The organism is Candidatus Macondimonas diazotrophica, from assembly GCF_004684205.1.
GTDB lineage: Bacteria > Pseudomonadota > Gammaproteobacteria > UBA5335 > UBA5335 > Macondimonas > Macondimonas diazotrophica.
Window position 1 is genome coordinate 1 of the sequence record NZ_SRIO01000008.1, and the last position, 18226, is coordinate 18226.

At 58.4% G+C, this 18226-nt stretch carries 17 protein-coding genes and 1 riboswitch; of the genes, 10 read left to right on the top strand and 7 right to left on the bottom strand.

Annotation, left to right across the window (positions count from 1 at the left end; translation table 11 throughout):
• The 3 genes from E4680_RS07330 to E4680_RS07340 form a co-directional block, all read right to left on the bottom strand.
• The coding region (locus E4680_RS07330; protein WP_479688844.1) for an arsenate reductase/protein-tyrosine-phosphatase family protein at positions 1–226 on the bottom strand (226 nt) is incomplete at its 3' end.
• A 147-nt stretch (positions 227–373) separates the two neighbouring features.
• A complete protein-coding gene (locus tag E4680_RS07335) occupies positions 374–700 on the bottom strand; it encodes a hypothetical protein (RefSeq protein ID WP_135281761.1) in 327 nt (108 codons plus the stop codon).
• Positions 701–750: 50 nt separating this feature from the next.
• Complete coding sequence (locus E4680_RS07340) at positions 751–1512, bottom strand: hypothetical protein (RefSeq protein WP_205688808.1); 762 nt, start codon at positions 1510–1512, stop codon at positions 751–753.
• A 565-nt stretch (positions 1513–2077) separates the two neighbouring features.
• On the opposite strand from E4680_RS07340, the gene E4680_RS07345 reads away from it, so the two are divergent.
• A complete protein-coding gene (locus E4680_RS07345; protein WP_135281762.1) occupies positions 2078–2776 on the top strand; it encodes a sugar transferase in 699 nt (232 codons plus the stop codon).
• A gap of 162 nt (positions 2777–2938) precedes the next feature.
• Positions 2939–3946, top strand: coding sequence for a UDP-glucose 4-epimerase GalE (gene galE / locus E4680_RS07350; RefSeq protein ID WP_135281763.1), 1008 nt, complete (start codon positions 2939–2941; stop codon positions 3944–3946).
• A gap of 33 nt (positions 3947–3979) precedes the next feature.
• On the opposite strand, the gene amoB is transcribed toward galE, so the two are convergent.
• The 4 genes from amoB to E4680_RS07370 form a co-directional block, all read right to left on the bottom strand.
• A complete protein-coding gene (amoB, locus tag E4680_RS07355; protein ID WP_135281764.1) occupies positions 3980–5296 on the bottom strand; it encodes a bacterial ammonia monooxygenase, subunit AmoB in 1317 nt (438 codons plus the stop codon).
• A 21-nt stretch (positions 5297–5317) separates the two neighbouring features.
• Complete coding sequence (locus E4680_RS07360; protein ID WP_135281765.1) at positions 5318–6106, bottom strand: methane monooxygenase/ammonia monooxygenase subunit A; 789 nt, start codon at positions 6104–6106, stop codon at positions 5318–5320.
• A 132-nt stretch (positions 6107–6238) separates the two neighbouring features.
• A complete protein-coding gene (locus tag E4680_RS07365) occupies positions 6239–7036 on the bottom strand; it encodes a methane monooxygenase/ammonia monooxygenase subunit C (protein ID WP_167792427.1) in 798 nt (265 codons plus the stop codon).
• A 220-nt stretch (positions 7037–7256) separates the two neighbouring features.
• Positions 7257–8807: an acyl-CoA synthetase gene (locus E4680_RS07370; RefSeq protein ID WP_135281767.1), complete on the bottom strand. Its 1551-nt coding sequence runs from the start codon at positions 8805–8807 to the stop codon at positions 7257–7259.
• 228 nt (positions 8808–9035) lie between these two features.
• Between E4680_RS07370 and metK the strand changes: the two genes are divergently transcribed.
• The 8 genes from metK to E4680_RS07410 all read left to right on the top strand — a co-directional run bounded on the left by metK (position 9036) and on the right by E4680_RS07410 (position 18171).
• Complete coding sequence (gene metK / locus E4680_RS07375) at positions 9036–10196, top strand: methionine adenosyltransferase (protein WP_135281768.1); 1161 nt, start codon at positions 9036–9038, stop codon at positions 10194–10196.
• Between the two features lie 169 nt (positions 10197–10365).
• Positions 10366–10444: riboswitch (S-adenosyl-L-homocysteine riboswitch) on the top strand.
• An 83-nt stretch (positions 10445–10527) separates the two neighbouring features.
• A complete protein-coding gene (ahcY, locus tag E4680_RS07380; protein ID WP_135281769.1) occupies positions 10528–11943 on the top strand; it encodes an adenosylhomocysteinase in 1416 nt (471 codons plus the stop codon).
• Positions 11944–11959: 16 nt separating this feature from the next.
• Positions 11960–12829, top strand: a complete 870-nt coding sequence (gene metF, locus E4680_RS07385; RefSeq protein WP_135281770.1) for a methylenetetrahydrofolate reductase [NAD(P)H] — start codon at positions 11960–11962, stop codon at positions 12827–12829.
• Between the two features lie 85 nt (positions 12830–12914).
• Positions 12915–13898, top strand: coding sequence for a hypothetical protein (locus tag E4680_RS07390; protein WP_135281771.1), 984 nt, complete (start codon positions 12915–12917; stop codon positions 13896–13898).
• A gap of 20 nt (positions 13899–13918) precedes the next feature.
• The gene (locus tag E4680_RS07395) at positions 13919–14692 is read left to right on the top strand and encodes a metallophosphoesterase (RefSeq protein WP_167792428.1); all 774 of its coding nucleotides are present in this window, start codon (positions 13919–13921) and stop codon (positions 14690–14692) included.
• A gap of 320 nt (positions 14693–15012) precedes the next feature.
• Positions 15013–16281, top strand: coding sequence for a macrolide family glycosyltransferase (locus E4680_RS07400; protein WP_135281773.1), 1269 nt, complete (start codon positions 15013–15015; stop codon positions 16279–16281).
• 132 nt (positions 16282–16413) lie between these two features.
• Complete coding sequence (locus E4680_RS07405; RefSeq protein WP_135281774.1) at positions 16414–17436, top strand: sulfotransferase; 1023 nt, start codon at positions 16414–16416, stop codon at positions 17434–17436.
• 27 nt (positions 17437–17463) lie between these two features.
• A complete protein-coding gene (locus tag E4680_RS07410; protein ID WP_135281775.1) occupies positions 17464–18171 on the top strand; it encodes a TVP38/TMEM64 family protein in 708 nt (235 codons plus the stop codon).
• Positions 18172–18226: the final 55 nt, after the last annotated feature.

Sequence of the window (18226 nt, forward strand, 5' to 3'; positions counted from 1 at the left end):
TCCGATCAAACTGGCGCGCCCGATGCCCCGAGATATCCAAGCCCTTCAGATCTGCGACTCGGACAGCTTCCGGGTGCGCCGCTGAACCCACCAGCGCGCCGATCCCAGCAGAAGATACATTGGAAACGCTATCCGTTCGGCGATTCAAGAGGACGGCCTCTGCCAGCGGGCTACGACAAATGTTGCCGCTGCACACCATCAGTACGCGAAACCTTCTGCTCGCCATGGTGATCCCGAGAATCCTCTTGGCTAAAATTTGGCCGAATCAGCCCATGCCGACAAAAAAGCCGGGCAAAAAAAACCGTCCGGCCCCAGTCAGGGCCGGCACAACGAACACGCCGTTCGCCGAACTGTTGTCGTCGTTATGACTAACTTAGTGAACGGCGTTATAGGTTTTATAGAAAAAGCGAGCCAAACCCATGGACGGCCCGCCCCGACGACTTCCTTCCGGGTATTGCCGCTCCACAACCCGACCCGTCACTCGGCGCGTCACTGTTTTGGTATTGGCAACCGGATCGGCGATGATCTGCTTTTTCCCGGGAAACACGTACACGGTCTTGCCGGTTGCCGGGTTGAAGTCGATACCCCAGCCCTTCGTTCCCGTACTCCCGACCTTGAACCCTGCCATCGCAGGACTTGCGAACATCGCCGCAGCGCCCAGCAACACGACACCGCTGATTACACTCTTGAACTTACGCATGACCCACCTCCAAGTTTGAGGATTGCCAAAGTCCGGACTCGACAACCGGATCAGGTGAAATTAAAGCCGAATCCAACCGAGACAGCCAGCTCTGTATCTGCATCAAACCGTTCTGTCACATTCACAGCGCCAACGGTGACCGTCAGCGGCAGCCAAGAATACGGCGCAACAGATACGGCCGCATTGACGAAGCGTCCTGTATATTCACCGATCAACGCCACCTGGGGCGTCAGGTACAGCGCGCCGCTACCAAAAACGTTGACGCCCCCGTCATCCGGATCATTGAATACTTCCGTACCGGCCCCGATGGTCACGATACTGGCGAAGCGTCCGACCGGCACCATCTTCGAGTACGCTGCATAGTAGCTGGGATCATTGAAATCCTCCGCGCCACCCCAGACGCCGAACCCGTTCACGCCGACGGAAACCGCAGAATATCCCGGCAGATTCCGATGCACCTTGAACGAGAAGCCACCGGAATCCCCGAACGAGTCCTCGCTGTTATCACCAGTCAACGATGAAAACCCGACACCGAACTCAGCCCCGAGATACCGGTCCGGATCGCCGAGACCCACTGCAACCCCCATCGATGCATCAAATTCATCATCAGCAAGAGTCTGGCCAAATGCCCCGACCCCGACACTGCCCCAGCTACCACCAAACCCGACAGGTGTCTCGAGCGTGGGAGAGGCAAAGCTCTGTACTGCAATGATCGTGCTTGCCGCCTCGGGTGCTGACTGCGCCCATACCACAGAAGTCGCGCTCATCGCCAAGATGCCCGCTATTCCAAACCGATAGATATCCGCCGCCATTATCCCCTACCCCATACAAGACAGTCGTTTAAGCGTTATTTATACCGTCCCACCCAATTACAGGACCGTGCAGATCCTTTCCCGCCAGATTGGCATCGCCTGTTCTGCAATGCAACCTCCCGCGCGGCTTCGATCCATGTTCGCACGATACAAGAAGCTTGCTCAACACCAAAATGGTCACAAATTGCCCAAAAGGGGAAGAATGTGACGCTGCCGCGCACCCCCTCGAACGGTGCTTCCCGACTCGTCCCGACACTTGGCGACAGCCAGTCCCGCTTTACATGGCAGAGGATCTGTTCCATGATCCCGCACCAAATTGAAGCATGTCCTGCCCCGATTACTTACAGTTGTCGCGCCGCAGGGCTCACCGATGCGCATGTACGAACTACGCAATCCGGAGAAATGCCAATCTGCGCTTAAGATGCGGCGACACCGCCGTCGCATCTTCACACTGGCGCAATATCTGCACGCGATAATGCTCCTTGCATAGGAAGAACCGACGACCTAGTCTCCTGTAACAGCCATCCGACGTCGATTCCACTTAACACGCCTGAGAGGTGACCGCATGAATACCTCATCTTCCGATCTGGATATTCAGCTCGAACCCCTTCCTCGAGACCATCTCGATCAGCCACGAACCTTGGAATCAATGACGAGGCTCAGGACCGGCAAGCGCACACTGGATGTGATCGGCGCCTCGCTCTTGTTGATTCTCCTGGCGCCACTGATGGCATTGATCGCCATTCTGGTGCGGCTTAGCGGCCCCCAGGTCATATTCGCCCATCAGCGGGTGGGCCATTGCGGCAAACTCTTCCCCTGCTACAAGTTTCGCACCATGGTGCCCAACGCTCAGGAGGTTCTTCAGCGCCTTCTCGCCGACCGGCCCGATCTGCGGGCGGAATGGGAACGGGATTTCAAGCTCAAGGAAGACCCCCGCATTACCCGAATCGGCGGCTTCTTGCGGAAATACAGCTTGGATGAACTCCCGCAGTTCTGGAATGTCCTGCGCGGAGACATGAGCCTTGTCGGTCCGCGCCCGATCATTGCCGAAGAGTTGAGCCGCTACGGGCAGCATGCATCAGTCTACCTGGCTTCGCGCCCGGGTGTGACAGGGTTTTGGCAGGTGAGTGGTCGAAGCGACGTCGAATACGACGAGCGAGTCCGCATGGACCGGGAATACCACCACAATCAAAGCCTGCTCACCGATATTGGCATTCTGTTCAAAACGGTCACTGTGGTGATTCAACGACGCGGCGCTTACTGAACCAAACGCTATGCTGATTTCGACGCCAGAGCGAGGCCACGCGACTCTTACGCAGCGGCATTGAGCGCTTTACGCAGTCGGCCATAAAGCCGCATACACTGAGACTTGAGCTCGAGCCCTGTCCGAAGGGCTTTTTTGTTTGTAGCCTGGGAACGAGAAAGCATGACAACCAATCGAGGCCGAGTTCTGGTCGTGGGGGGCGCCGGCTACATCGGCTCGCATATGGTCAAATGTCTGAGCAGCCAGGGCTACATACCCGTCACGCTTGACAACCTCAGCCATGGCCATGCCGATGCCGTCCGCTTCGGTGAGCTGGTCGTCGGCGACATGGGTGATCGAGCCCTGCTCGACCGCCTGCTGTCCAAGCAACACTTCAAAGCCGTGTTCCATTTCGCCTCCCTGATCCAGGTGGCCGAATCGGTTCGCGATCCCGCGGCTTACTATCACAATAATTTCATCCTCACCAAGCAGCTCCTTGATGCGCTGGTGGATCATGGAATCGATCGATTCATCTTTTCCTCCACCGCCGCTGTGTACGGCATACCGACAACCGATCTGCTAACGGAAGACCATCCCTGCCACCCTATCAACCCCTACGGCCGAAGCAAGTGGATGATCGAGCAACTCTTGCAGGACTATGAAGTAGCCTATGGCCTCAAATCCGCCTCATTGCGCTACTTCAACGCTGCCGGGGCCGACCCGGACGACCGTCTGGGCGAACGCCATGACCCTGAAACCCATCTGATTCCGAGAGCGCTGCGGGCGGCCATGGGCACGGGGCCCGCGTTAACGATCAACGGGACGGATTATCCCACCGCGGATGGAAGCTGCATCCGCGACTATGTGCATGTCGGCGATCTGGCCGAGGCCCATGCCCTGGCACTCGCGCATCTCTTGAACGGCGGGCACAGCTGCCGACTCAATCTTGGCACCGGCCATGGCTATTCGGTGCTGGAAATTCTCGATGCCATTGAACACGTCGCCGGTTCGCCTGTACCCCGTACGGTCGGGCCACGTCGACCCGGCGATCCTGCACGATTGGTCGCCGACCCCACCACCGCCAAACGACTGTTGAACTGGACCCCGAAACGCAGCGATCTCGCTGTGATCCTGGAAGATGCGTGGCGATGGGAGAACCTTCAACATCAAAGCCATGCCGAGCCGGGTTAGGCTCGCCAACCCGGCTCGGCCATTTTCCCCCGTTCAGCTCACCGATTCTCGAGGCCTATTTGCCGCATGCCCTTCGTGCCGGTTCACGGGCACGAATCCGGGCAGAAAATTGGGCGTCATACGCGCGCCTATTTCGCGGATATGGCGCTGTCCATCAGTGCCATAGAAGAACAACAGCCCGGCGAAACGCAGATCCGGTTCAGCCACGATATCCGTCAGCCGCTGCTCCTCCCAAAGCGCGTCAGCCACGGTCAGATTGACGATTTGCGTTTGGCCTGGTCCGATCCATTCAACGTCGCTTCGCAACCCCGATGGCGCAACCGGATCGTAGCGGTCGGACTTTCGGTCCTGAAGCACCGCTGCGTCGACAAAACGTGCATAGCCGGTCACGAACTGGCCGATCCGCACCGGCTCGACCGACCGATTGGTCACTTGCAGCGTCAGATCCATCCGCCGAGCTGGCAGGTCGAAAAGTGCTCTTTCGACCTTGACGTCGACTTGCTGCTCAGACTCGGGCAGCGGGATCACCGGTGCCTCCACCTTCCCGGTCTGCAACGGAATCGTGATCTCATAGCGGTTGAATGACCACATCATCATGCCCAGCGTCATCCCGAGAATCGCCATCACGAAGGCCGTGCTGACTACGATGTCCTTGATGCTGATGAGCCGTCGCTCGGCTTCATGTTCACCAAACCGCTGAACGGTCACATAGCGCCGCATGATCACGGGTAAGCGCCGGAACCAATAGCCGACCCACAGCAGTCCCACAACGACCCAAAGCAGGTGAATCGACCACATAGAGGCCAGGCCATACCGCTCGACATCGACGGTCTCGCCATCCATCAGGGTGACGGTATTCGTGAAATCGGCCTTATCCCCCGTAATCTGGACGAATCGCGCCGGCCCCGATATCGGACCCGCCTCCCAGATGTTGATCAGCGGGTGAACATGCCACTCGCCTGGAACCCGGGCCTTGAGTCTGACTTCATACTCATAGAATTCACCACGCTTGAATGCCGTGGATTGATACTGCGGCATGCCGTTGACCGTGGCGTCCAAACGAATGAATACCGGACCCGGAACGCCGACATTCAGAAAGACCCATTCCTCGGGTTTAGCCACATAATCCGGCCAATGCCCCGATACCATGAACTTGCCACGGACCGTGACGATGTCGTTGACCTTGACTTGGGTGGGCTCGATCTGCGTATCGAACCAATGAATCGTCCGCATGCGGATTCCGGCCATCTGAGCGATCTCGCCGTGTCCGAATGCAACCGGCGGGACGAACGACCACATCAGTAGCATGAGGATGATCGGACGCAGGAAAATCTGACTGGTATGCTTCATGATTTGCCTCCTTTTCCCGCCTCAAACCAGCTTGCCGAGCCAGGATGGCCGGGCACCCTTGGAGCCGATCCATACGAACAGGTAATAGACCAGGATGGCAAAGAAGCCCGAAACGAAAGCACTCACCGGTGCAACATGGGTCCCAAAGGTGCGCAAGGTACCGGCTTCGATGATGCGCACGTATTCCGGCATCGCTGTCCGGATATACTGGAAGCCCATGTAATCGGCCAGCGTCATCACGTTATCGCCCAACTGCACGGGCATATGCATGGGCGCCACGACCGGCCAGTTCATGGCGGAGAAGAGCAAACCGAACAGAAACCCGCCAACCAGCCCAGTCACTGCAAAGCTTCGAGTGATGAGCAGGACCGCGTCCAGCACGACCGCCGCACCGATCCAGACCTCCGGCATGACCCAGTTCATGGGGAAAGCCGTAAAGACATGGAAATTGACATAGCGGCTGATGATCTGGGAAAGCCAGAAACCTAAAGCCAGGCCAGTTGCCGCAACCGGTAACTTGAAGTATCGCCAGAAGGCATAGGTCGCAACGGCGGGAAGGGCGAGGAGCAGGAGCGGCGTCAGAAGTGGCCACCAGCGCCGGTCACGCCAATCCATCCAGTAGCTCCAATCTCCGACCGTCAATGCACAGAGAAAAACCGCTGCGCCACCGATCAGAACGGATATCAGCGGAAAGAAAAATAAATCCGCATTGCGCCAGGCCTGTACCTGATCCTGAACGCTCAGGACCGCGCTCCCGCGTGGGGCACGGGAGGCGTCTGTCTGTTCGCCGGTATCGATTTGAATCGCCATCTCATCCTTCCTTGATATGAGGCCAACAATCGGAGCACGGTCCTCATCTCGCCGTCACCAGATCCGTCCAACCAAGCAGACGGGGAGCGAATGGGCGCTCCTTCGACCATTCGCTCCGGCGAGGTCGCCCGCTCAGTCGGTTAGGCCCATTTCCTTTTCCACCTCCTCCAGGCTGTACACCCGACTCAACTCATACATGCGCTGGATGCATTGAATGACGAAGCCAATCAGAAACACCAGAAAGAATCCAGCCAGCACGAAAAACCAATGCACGGGCGCCCCGAACAGTTCCTCGGCATAGAAAAAGGTGTGCGCCCATTCATTGAAGGCCACCACCGGCCCCGCCATCATGAAGCCGATAATCGCCAACGACAGCGGCATCGAAACGCGGTTGGCGAAATACGGTAGCCGGGTATGAACCCAGATCCACGCCATCACCAATCCACCCAATCCCGCTGGAATACCCAGATAGAATAGGAAGATATGCGTTGGCGTGAAGTCGGTATCCCGAATCACCACCTGATGCCAGGCCGCATCCGCTTCGGTCAACAACCCCAAAGCGGAGATGAGAGCAATCGCCGCCACCACGAGAATGCTGAACATCGCATAGAAGCGCCGCAGTTCATCGCGCGCCGGCAGATTGAGGATATCCCGATCACGGGTCATCCATAGCCAAAGCGCGCCGATGGCACCCAGCACCGGCAATCCGATGATTTGGACATAAAAGATCCGCATCCAGTAGGTCTGGAACTCATCGGAAAACGAATCGAGTCCGACGGACCAGGAAAAGGTATGCTGATACCACTTCACTAGAGCAATCACCCCAATGGCTATCGCCGTCACGCCAAAGGCCAGCCTCCACGGTGGGCGGGGTGCTTCCGTCGCTGCCTCGGATTTCTCCGGTACAGCGGTATTCATCACAGTACTCATGGGCCTGTCTCCTCTTGCTGTGAATGACCCTCTTTCCATGGGAAGAGGATTCGATCTATTTGTGCTTCCGGCTTGCGCCGGCGGATTCCGGTCCCAGGTGTTTGATTTCCAGCTCAGGGACCGATCCCGGGCAGTAGTCCGTGCTTTGATATATACGCCTGATTGAACGTTCGTTCAAGATCTTTCCAAAAGAAATCCGCGCGCAAAAAATCAACGGCCATCAAATCTTGCGTTCCCGACCTTCCCAATACGGATCGCGCAGAAAGCGCTTGTACAGCTTGCCGGTATCGAGGCGCGGCAATTCGACGGCAAAATCGATCGAACGGGGCAATTTGAACCGGGCTAGGCGCTCGGACGCGAAAGCCATCAGTTCTTCAGCCAGTTCGGGGCCTGGTGCAATGCCGTCCGCAGGCTGGATGACTGCCTTGATCTCTTCCCCCCACTCCTCGTTGGGAATCCCAAACACGGCGGCATCGGCCACTTTGGGGTGTTCCATCAACGCTTTTTCGATCTCCGCCGGGTAGATGTTGACGCCTCCCGAGATAATCAGATCTTTGGCGCGATCGCACAGAAACAGCCATCCATCGTCATCGACATACCCGATGTCTCCCACGGTAAACAGGCCATCCCGATGGCTTTCCCGGGTCTTGGCCGGATCTTTGTAATACTCGAACTCCCCAACCATCGATTTCATGTAGACATTCCCGGGCTCGCCTGCAGGCAAGGTATTTCCGGCGTCGTCGAAGATACGGATTTCCGTCCCAGGCCAAGGCCGGCCCACCGTGCCTGGTTTTTTCAGCCAGTCCTCGGAAGTCGCGATCGTCCCCCCGCCTTCGGTCGCGCCGTAATACTCATAGATCACCGGTCCCCACCATTCGATGAGCGCCTTTTTCGCCTCCACACCGATCGGCGCTGCACCATGGATGACGGCCCGCAGGCTGGACACGTCATATCGCTGTTTGACCGTATCGGGCAGTGCCAGCAGCCGATGAAACATAGTGGGAACCATATGGGTTGAAGTGATCCGGTGCGCTTCGATCAGGCGCAATGTCTCCTCAGCATCCCACTTGTCCATCAAGACCAGGGTGTGCCCCATATGAAGAGAAGCCGAGCCGAAACCGCCCGGAGCGGCGTGATAGAGCGGGCCCGTAACTAGATGCACCCCGTCGCCCGCACTGAGCTGAAAAAGCGCGCCCAGCATTCCCGCCATGCTGGCCACGACGTCGGGATTGCCGGGCATCAGGGGGCGCCGAACGCCCTTTGGCCGGCCGGTGGTGCCAGAGGTATAGAGCATCAACGTGCCGGCTTGGCGCTCGGCCGGCGGGGTTACAGGCTGTTCGGCCAAAAAAGCGTCATAACTGCGAAATCCCGGGATGTTGCCCACGGCAAAGCAGCGCGAGCGGTCATAGTTCAACGCTTCCACTGCCCTGATGGCCGCTGCCGCATGGCGCTCATGGGCGATAAAGGCCTTGGCCTCGCAATTCTCAATGATGTAGGCGACTTCGGGTCCGGTCAGGTGATAGTTGATCGGCGTCAGGTAAAGACCCGCCTGATGCGTCGCCAAGAAGATCTCGATCCAGGCAGGATCGTTATGCATCAACATGGCGATCCCATCCCGATATTGCAGTCCCAGCGACCGCAGGCCGTTGGAAAGCCGATTGCCGCGTTCATCAAGTTCTCCAAAACGCATGGATTGCCCGGCCGCATCGATCAGCGCAATCCTCGTCGGGTCGTTCTTCGCCTGTGCCCAAAATCCAGTCTTGACAGCCATGGCATCCTCCCAGGTTTGGCGTCCTTGAGCCGAGCGCCAACTCGGCATCATTGACATATAGTCCGAGGATCCCGCGCCTGCCAGGGCGGGATCACCTCATCCCATGTGCCCCCCGAACGCGGCCAGTCTTGGCAGCCCTATGGCCATCCGTTACGCTTTGCCGGTCAGCCCAAGCGCGGTACCCAGTGGGTGCCTTCCTCCATCCCTATCACATATGGATGACCTCATATGGCTCAAACCCGCCTGTTCACCTCCGAATCCGTGTCCGAAGGGCATCCAGACAAAGTCTGTGACCAGATTTCCGACGCGGTACTCGATGCCATCTTGGCGCAGGATCCGGCTGCTCGGGTTGCCTGCGAAACACTGGTCAAGAACAATCTGGTCATGCTGGCCGGCGAAATCACGACGAACACTCACGTCGAATTCGATCAAATCGCCCGGGAAGTTATTCGTGAAATCGGCTACACCGATGAAATGGGTTTCAGCCCAGACAGCTGCGCCGTGCTGACCGAGATCGGGCGGCAGTCACCAGACATCGCGCAAGGCGTCGATGAAGGCCGCGGGCTGGATCTGGATCAAGGCGCGGGCGATCAGGGCTTGATGTTTGGCTTTGCCACCAATGAAACAGACGTCCTGATGCCCCTACCCATCACCTTGGCCCATCGCCTGGTGCAACGCCAATCCGAAGTGCGCAAGAACGGAACCCTGTCCTGGCTTCGCCCAGACGCGAAATCCCAGGTGACGGTGCGGTACGATGCCGGTCAACCCATTGGGATCGATGCCGTGGTGCTCTCCACTCAGCATGCTCCTGGCATCGACCACAACATGCTGGTCGAAGCGGTGATGGAAGAAATCGTCAAACCCGTCCTGCCTGCGCACTGGCAGGACAAGAGCGTCAAGTACTTCGTCAACCCGACCGGAGCCTTCGAGATCGGTGGTCCGGTCGGCGACTGTGGACTGACCGGCCGCAAGATCATTGTCGACACCTATGGCGGCATGGCCCGACACGGTGGAGGCGCCTTTTCGGGCAAGGATCCGACCAAGGTCGACCGATCCGCGGCCTACGCCGCGCGCTATGTGGCCAAGAACATCGTAGCCGCGGGTCTGGCCCAGCGCTGCGAAGTCCAAGTGTCCTACGCCATCGGCGTGGCCGAACCCACTTCCATCAGCATCGACACGTTCGGCACCGGCACGCTGCCTGAAGACAGGCTGGTTACCCTGGTCCGCGAGCACTTCGATCTGCGTCCACGGGGGCTGATCCAAATGCTGAACTTGTGCCAGCCCATCTTCCTGTCCACCGCAGCATATGGTCATTTCGGTCGCGAGGAACCCAATTTCACCTGGGAACGAACCGATAAGGCGGCCGCCTTGCGCGACATGGCCGGTTGATCCGTCGTCGAAACGCCTTCAACGGTCGATCCACAATGCCTGTCGCCGCGCTGCTGCGCAGCGACAGGCACTCTGCCTTCTCGAAAACATTCAGCACCCGACGTTCAGCGCATCGCGCCGACCTCTCGGAACTATTCCACCGCCGACGATCGGCCGCTATACTCCGGATCATTCCGAGGAGCGCTGCAAGGCTCGGCTGCAACGGCCCTGCCCCAGGCTCGGAAGCGGTTCAACGGCGCTCTCCGACATCCAACCCGCTGGCGGGGTCTCATACGGATGACGGCGAGCACCTCGCCTTGCCCGTCTCGCCAGCCAATGCATGGAGACACCCATGAGTCATTTGGCTGAAGCTTCTGAGCCCGATTACGCCGTTGCCGATCTCGGTCTGGCCGACTGGGGACGCAAAGAGATCCGCATTGCAGAAACCGAAATGCCTGGCCTGATGGCGATCCGCGAGGAGTATGCCGCCAGCCAGCCGCTGCGTGGCGCGCGCATTACCGGTTCATTGCACATGACGATCCAGACTGCTGTTCTGATCGAAACGCTGCAAGCCCTGGGCGCGCAAGTACGCTGGGCCTCATGCAACATCTTCTCGACACAGGATCACGCCGCAGCCGCCATCGCGGCGACCGGGACTCCGGTCTTCGCCTATAAGGGCGAAAGTCTGGAAGAATACTGGGCGTTCACCCATCGCATCTTCGAATGGCCGGATGGCGGCCATTCCAACATGATCCTGGATGATGGTGGCGATGCCACCTTGTTGCTGCATCTGGGCAGCCGTGCCGAAACGGACCTTGCCGTGTTGAATCACCCGACAAGCGAGGAAGAGCGCGTTCTGTTCGCGGCGATCCGGGCTCGATTGGCCGCCGATCCGACTTGGTATTCCACGCGTTTGGCGCACATCCAGGGTGTAACCGAGGAAACCACGACCGGAGTCCACCGACTCTATCAAATGCACGAGCGTGGCGAGCTGAAATTTCCCGCCATCAATGTCAATGATTCGGTCACCAAATCCAAGTTCGACAACCTGTACGGCTGCCGTGAATCGCTGGTCGATGGTATCAAGCGCGCCACAGATGTCATGGTGGCGGGCAAGATCGCCGTGGTGTGCGGCTACGGGGATGTGGGCAAAGGCTCGGCGCAAGCCTTGCGCGCCCTGTCGGCCCAGGTCTGGATCACTGAAATCGACCCCATCTGCGCACTCCAGGCCGCCATGGAAGGTTATCGCGTCGTCACCATGAACGAAGTCGCTGATAAAGCGGACATCTTCGTGACAGCAACGGGCAACTATCATGTGATCACGCATGATCACATGGCACGGATGAAGGATCAGGCCATCGTCTGCAACATCGGACACTTCGACAACGAAATCGATGTCGCCTCGCTGGAACAGTACCAGTGGGAAGAGATCAAGCCCCAAGTCGACCATGTGATCTTCCCGAATGGCAAACGCATCATCCTGCTGGCGCAAGGCCGTCTGGTCAATCTCGGCTGCGCCACCGGGCATCCGTCCTATGTCATGTCTTCAAGCTTTGCCAATCAAACCATCGCGCAGATCGAGCTGTTCACGCGTGGTCAGCATTACCCGGTCGGTGTCCACACTCTTCCGAAGCATCTGGACGAAAAAGTTGCCCGACTGCAGCTGAAGAAGCTCGATGCCAAGCTGACCGAGCTTACCGATCAGCAGGCTGCCTACATCGGTGTTCCGAAGGATGGCCCCTACAAGGCCGATCACTACCGCTACTGAGCAAGGGGCGAACACCATGGGCGGCAGCCAAGCGGATACGGCTCTTTCCACGCTGAGCTTCGAGTTTTTCCCTCCCAAGACGCCAGCCGGGATGAGCAAGTTGCTGGATACGGCAAGTCGCCTTGCAGACCTGAAGCCGGCTTATTTTTCGGTAACCTTCGGCGCAGGGGGATCCACTCGGGAACGAACGCTGGATACGGTGCTGACCTTGATGCAGGAAACAGGTATCGAGGTCGCACCCCATCTCTCGTGCATTGGAGCGACCACTGACGGATTGCGGGAGATCCTGCGTCGATATCAAGACGCCGGCATTCGCCGCCTGGTCGCCCTACGTGGCGACCTGCCTTCGGGCATGGGTGATCCCGGCGCTCTTCGCTATGCCCGGGATCTGGTTCGCTTCATTCGGAGCGAAACAGGCAATCACTTCCATATCGAAGTCGCCGCCTATCCGGAAATTCACCCCCAGGCCCAGAACGCACGGGATGATCTTGCTAACCTTTGCGACAAGGTGCGGGCGGGTGCCGATGGCGCCATCACGCAGTATTTCTACAACCTCGATGCCTACACCCAGCTGATTGCGGAAGTCCGCGCATCAGAACTCGACGTGCCGGTCACACCAGGCATCATGCCCATCCTCAACCATGCCCAACTGGCGCGTTTTTCCGATTCCTGCGGCGCCGAGATTCCGCGCTGGATTCGCAAGCGCCTGGAAGGATTGGAATCCGATGAGCAAGCGCTCCGTGCCTTCGGTCACCAGGTCGTCACTGACCTTTGTCGCCGATTGTTGACGCATGGCGCGCCCGGACTTCATTTCTATACGCTCAATCAAGCCGAACCGACACTACACATCTGCCGGGAACTGCAGTCACTCACCATCGCCAATTGACCCTCAACCTTTTCTTCGAAGCCGCCGATAGCCAGTCAGGGCCTCTGAACACGAGGCGTTCGAGTGATGCAACAAGGCCGATGACATGACTGCTCTGGTATGGCTGGTTCCGGTATTCACGCTCGCGATTGGTTTGGCCATCGGGCGCCTGCTCGGGCGCGCTGGATCGGCATCGACAAAACTAACCGACGCCATCGGACCGTCATCCGCTTCGGACACCCAAGCACGCTGGCTGGCGCTCTATGCACTGGCAAGCGGAAACCGTGATCGGGCGCGTTTTATCCTTGAGCAGCGCATTAACAGCAATAGCCGTCCTCATCCGGATGACTGGATCATGCTGCTCGACATTCTGCATACCAATGGCGATCGGGACCCATTCGATGCACTGGCCAAGCGCTACGGCGAAAAATCAGGCGTCACCCCTCCGGAATTCAATGAATGGCGCCAGCTCCATCCCGAGTGCTCAGGTCTCAATCGGCGGCATGCCAAGCTGCTCGAGATTTTCTCCAGCCTCGGAAACCGCGATGAGCAGCGCAAGCTGATGACCGGCCTCGCTTGCGAATCCACCAAGCCGGGTCGACCGGGCTTCACGCTGGCTGAAGCCGAAGAACTGCTCAAACTGCGCATTCGACTCAATCCCAAGCCGGCAACTCAGCTTGCCCTGACGCAGCCGCATACCCTGTCGACAGCAGCTATCAAAGACGATGGCACAGGCACCGCAAAAAGCCCTGCCGTATCGGCAGTCAACACGGCCACCGGCAATATCATCCCGCCACGATCAACCCTCGGCCGGACAGGAACACACCCGACCCAAGTCCCATCGACCCCGTCTCAGACGGACGATCCGCGGTGCGCCCTCGAGCGACAGTTCCAACGAATTTCCGACAAGATTGCGGAAACCTGGCCAAACAGCGAATGCGCCCGTTACATTGATTCCCTGCTGGTGGATACACGCGGTGGACGGCAGGGCTTTCCCGCGGAGGTCATGTCGGAACTTTTCTTGCTCCACGCACTGATGGAAGCGCACAATCCCGCCCAACGGGATCCTTGGGATGTTTCCGCCCGCTAGACCGTTCCGGAAGGTGCCGCTTGCTGCGCATTGTCCATTTGACCGACCCGCATCTTCCCGCCCACCCTGAGCAAAGCGTCTTTGAGCGCGACGCTGACCGATCTCTCCAGAGCATCCTTGCCGCCACGCGGCGACCCCGGCCGGATCTACTGATCATGACCGGAGACCTGAGCGATACCGGGGATGTACGCGCTTACCGGCGATTGCGCGAGTTGATTCGAATCGCGCCCTGTCCCGTCCTTGCACTACCCGGAAACCACGATGATCCCGAGCCGATGCGCCGTGAGCTCGGAAGCGCGTATTGGGGCGTGGGTCGAATCATCGAAACAAGAGGGTGGCGCATCATTGGCTTGTCGAGCCACTGGCCCGGCCATCCGGGCGGGCGCTTGGGAATGCGCCAACTCAAATGGCTGGCTCATCGCCTGCGCGAAACTCACGAAACACCCACGCTCATCGCCTTACACCACCCGCCCATTCCGACCGCAAGTCGTTGGCTCGATGCCATGAACCTGCAGGATGCTCCGTTGTTCCGCGCATTGCTGAAGGGCCACCCTCAAGTCAAAGTCGTGCTATTTGGCCACGGCCATCAGCCATTCGATAGCCGTCACGGCCCGTGCCGCTTCTTGGGAACGCCTTCGACACTGAGGCAGTTTCTTCCGCGTCAGGACCGACCCATCTGGACGGATCAACCCGGGGGATGGCGCCGGCTGTGGTTGTCCGCGAGCGGACAAATCCACACCACACTCTCAACCCTCGATCCAACTCGAGTGCACGGCAACTTCATACTTTCTTAACAGTTTGCAAACTAAACTCTCGCTAATGCAGAATGAATCTGAAAATTCAGTTTAGTGGCAATCAACAACAAACCTGATCCTTGTTCATGAGGGAGATGTGGATGCGACGCCGTTCATTCTGAAAGGAGGATCGGCGGACCCATCGCTTTGTATGGCCCTTTTCATCGCTGAATGCATCAGCAACGGCCTCACGGGAAAAAACCTGCATCGACAAACCGAGCCCCCCATTCAAGACATCTGGTTTGGGACCGATACCGAAAAAGGGATCCCGCTCTTGCAGAGACGGAATCGGCCAAACCCCGGAACAGGAGCAGCCACCCATGGGAAAAGTCGTCTTCTTCAACCTTCCCGGCGCCACTGGACATATCAATCCGGCGGTCGGAATCGTCTCCGAACTCGTCCGTAACGGCGAAGACGTAATCTTCTATTCCGACCCTGCATCTTCCGCCAAATTCAGCGCGCTTGGCGCCCAGGCGCGAGATTACCGGCGGTGGTCCAGCTACAACCATGACCCGGAGATCGCGGCCGACCTGCCATCCATTGGCATCGAACTGTTCGAGATGACCGAGCAATGCCTGTTGGGATTGCTCGCCGAACTGCAGGAGATTCGTCCGGACTACATCATCTATGACAGCTGCGCCCCATGGGGACCGATCCTGGCCGATCGGCTCGGCATCCCGTCCATTAAATTCGTCACCCATGTGCTGTTGACCGGTCGCATGTCGCTCGATCCACGATTCTGGATGAATCGTGACATGCTCTCGATGATCCGTCGGAACTATCGGCTCGACAGCCGTATTCGCGGCATGAAGCTGGCGATCGGTGCCCGACGGCGCCTGCGGGACATGTTGGTGAGCCTTGGCCTTCCCAGCCACGGCATGGTGCGTGACACCCTGCAGATTTTCCGGCGCCCGAAGGAGCTGACGATCTGTGTCACCTCCGCACGCTACCAGCCCTTTTCCGCCCAGATGCCCAACAATATCCATTTCGTCGGTGCGTCGATTCCAGACAACCGGGACGATACGGCTTTTGACCGCCCGGGGCATTCGTCCGTGCCCATGATCTACATTTCTCTGGGCAGCGTGCACAACCAGAAGCTGGATTTCTACCGGGACTGCATCACGGCATTTGCCGATACGCCCTATGAAGTCGTAATGTCGGTCGGAAAACAGACTCCCATCGAAGATCTCGGTCCGCTGCCCACGAATATTCACGTTCGATCTTGGGTCCCGCAGATCAAGGTGCTCCAGCAAGCCCGCCTGTTCATCAGCCATGGCGGCATGAACAGCATCAATGAAAGTCTTTATTTCAATGTTCCGCTGCTCATGGTGCCTCAACAGATCGAGCAAGCCTATAGTGCACGCCGCATCCAACAACTGGGCGCCGGCCTATGCCTGCGCCCGGATCGCGCTTCCCCACACCGTCTACAGATGATGAGCGAGCAGATCCTGACCAATCCGTCCTATGCGCAACAAGCTGCATCACTGGGCGACTCGGTAAGAGCAGGGGGACACCTCCGGGCTGTGCAACTCATCCTGAGTCATATTCAGACTACCGCCCAGTCGAGTGATCGTGAGCTCGCCGCTTGACCGGCGCTAAAAACGTCGATATCTATGGCAGGATGGCTGACCATGGCCCCGCTGATCGGCCGTCCCGCCCCAACTTTTAATAAAAATCAATTTTAACTATAAAATAAACTGTTTCTTTTGCGCGAGACCACCATGAATCTGCCGATCGATCCGAATTTTCCCTTGCCCGGGGAGGATGCCCCTTATCGTTCCCACATCGATAACCTCGCGGCCCGCCCCGTGTTCATCATGGGACTGCATCGCTCTGGAACAACTTTTCTGTATGACTCGGTGGCCCGCTGCTTTCCCTTGGCCAATCTGAGTCTGTACCACCTGTTCTACTACGACCGCCTGCTCAAGAACCATCTGGAAGGGGGCGAAGCGCAAGACCGAAAAACGCTGAACACCCTGTTCCGGCGGCTCGGCATTACCGACCGCAAGCTCGATGCGGTCTATGTGGATGATCGCATGGTGGAGGAATACGGCTGGATGCTGCGCAATCATAGCTACAGCATGAAAGTGACTCGCCGGAACCAGGCCGTTCTGGACGAAATGTGTCGCAAGCTGCAGTTCGTCACCCCAGGCGCTGAAGCCGTTCTCTTGAAAAATCCTTGGGATACGGGCAATGCGCGCAGCATCCTTCAGTGGTTTCCGAATGCCCGATTCATCTACATCACGCGCGACCCGATCTATATCCTGAACAGCCAGATCAACGCGGCGATTTCCCTGCTGAGCGGCAGCCAGCCCTTCCAGACCTTACTGGTCGATAACTTCAAGACTGTCTTTGGCAAAGGCGGACTTTACCTCGCCTATGGCCTTTGGAAACTGACCAGAGGCGTGAAGCGATTGACCGGCGACCGCCCATTCGAAGCTGTGATACGTCCCTTTGCCGCGCGGGCGGTCGAAACTCAGCTCCAAGCCTATTATCGCGATCTTGAGGAACTGCCGGCCGAATCCGTCTACGCTCTGGACTACCAGTCGTTCAATGAACGCCCGGAACATCATCTACGTGAGCTGTCGGCTTTCCTGGATCTGCCGTTCGTCACCGAACCCTCAGACATCAAACCACAACCCCGCAAAGGTCACCTCAAAGGCCATCTCGAGGATTACGAGCCACGTTTCATGAATCGCCTGAAGCGCCGCATCCCGCAGCTCGAAATGCAACGCCGAGCCTGACTGGTGAGGCGCCCGCATGACTCTCTTATGTCACAGGAGCGGGCCCGAAAACACGCGTCCTGGCGTCGATATACGGTTGCACTTATCGCGCTTGCCGGGTTTGTCCTTATCGGGGTGACGCTGGACGACGCCGTTGGAACAGGCCAGATCCGTGATGCCTTGACGTGGATTCGCAGCCGTCATACGGCCATTTCGCCGATCGGCCCGCTGGTTTTCTGGCTGTTTGGCACATTGACCATCGTCGCCAATATTCCCACTGTTGTCGTGATTGCCTGCGCTTCTGTGCTCTACGGCAGCCTTGGCGCCGCAGTGATGGGGATGACCTGCCTGCTCACAGCCTCGATCGTCATTTATGCGGTGAGTCAGGCTGTGGGGCGATCACTGATTGCGCCGCACCTGAACCGATTTCTTCCTTTACTGGAACGACATTTCCAGGCCAAGGGACTGCGAACCGTCACTTTGGTCCGGCTGACGTTCTTTGCCCTGCCGCCGACCAATTGGGCCTTGGCGGTCATGAACATCGGCCTGCGCGAATACCTGATTGGGACCTTCCTGGGCTCGATTCCGCATGTCTTGATGTGGGCCTGGATCGGCGCTGCGGCCCTTGACATGGTCACCGGGCAAAGCGCGTTTTCCTGGCGGGCGCCAGAGGTCTGGGGCCCACTCACCGTCGGTGGAAGCGTGGCCATCCTGACTGTCCTCATCCAACGGCGTGCAGCTCGGCTGTCCACTTGACCCTGCCGCCCAGGTGGAGGAGCCTGATCCCTTGGGCTAGCCCGAGAACATCGCT

Bases quoted from the DNA above. Each gene is read 5' to 3' on its own strand.
- E4680_RS07335 (WP_135281761.1), bottom strand. From the start codon at position 700: ATGCGTAAGTTCAAGAGTGTAATCAGCGGTGTCGTGTTGCTGGGCGCT.
- E4680_RS07340 (WP_205688808.1), bottom strand. From the start codon at position 1,512: ATGGCGGCGGATATCTATCGGTTTGGAATAGCGGGCATCTTGGCGATG.
- E4680_RS07345 (WP_135281762.1), top strand. From the start codon at position 2,078: ATGAATACCTCATCTTCCGATCTGGATATTCAGCTCGAACCCCTTCCT.
- galE (WP_135281763.1), top strand. From the start codon at position 2,939: ATGACAACCAATCGAGGCCGAGTTCTGGTCGTGGGGGGCGCCGGCTAC.
- amoB (WP_135281764.1), bottom strand. From the start codon at position 5,296: ATGAAGCATACCAGTCAGATTTTCCTGCGTCCGATCATCCTCATGCTA.
- E4680_RS07360 (WP_135281765.1), bottom strand. From the start codon at position 6,106: ATGGCGATTCAAATCGATACCGGCGAACAGACAGACGCCTCCCGTGCC.
- E4680_RS07365 (WP_167792427.1), bottom strand. From the start codon at position 7,036: ATGAGTACTGTGATGAATACCGCTGTACCGGAGAAATCCGAGGCAGCG.
- E4680_RS07370 (WP_135281767.1), bottom strand. From the start codon at position 8,807: ATGGCTGTCAAGACTGGATTTTGGGCACAGGCGAAGAACGACCCGACG.
- metK (WP_135281768.1), top strand. From the start codon at position 9,036: ATGGCTCAAACCCGCCTGTTCACCTCCGAATCCGTGTCCGAAGGGCAT.
- ahcY (WP_135281769.1), top strand. From the start codon at position 10,528: ATGAGTCATTTGGCTGAAGCTTCTGAGCCCGATTACGCCGTTGCCGAT.
- metF (WP_135281770.1), top strand. From the start codon at position 11,960: ATGGGCGGCAGCCAAGCGGATACGGCTCTTTCCACGCTGAGCTTCGAG.
- E4680_RS07390 (WP_135281771.1), top strand. From the start codon at position 12,915: ATGACTGCTCTGGTATGGCTGGTTCCGGTATTCACGCTCGCGATTGGT.
- E4680_RS07400 (WP_135281773.1), top strand. From the start codon at position 15,013: ATGGGAAAAGTCGTCTTCTTCAACCTTCCCGGCGCCACTGGACATATC.
- E4680_RS07405 (WP_135281774.1), top strand. From the start codon at position 16,414: ATGAATCTGCCGATCGATCCGAATTTTCCCTTGCCCGGGGAGGATGCC.
- E4680_RS07410 (WP_135281775.1), top strand. From the start codon at position 17,464: ATGTCACAGGAGCGGGCCCGAAAACACGCGTCCTGGCGTCGATATACG.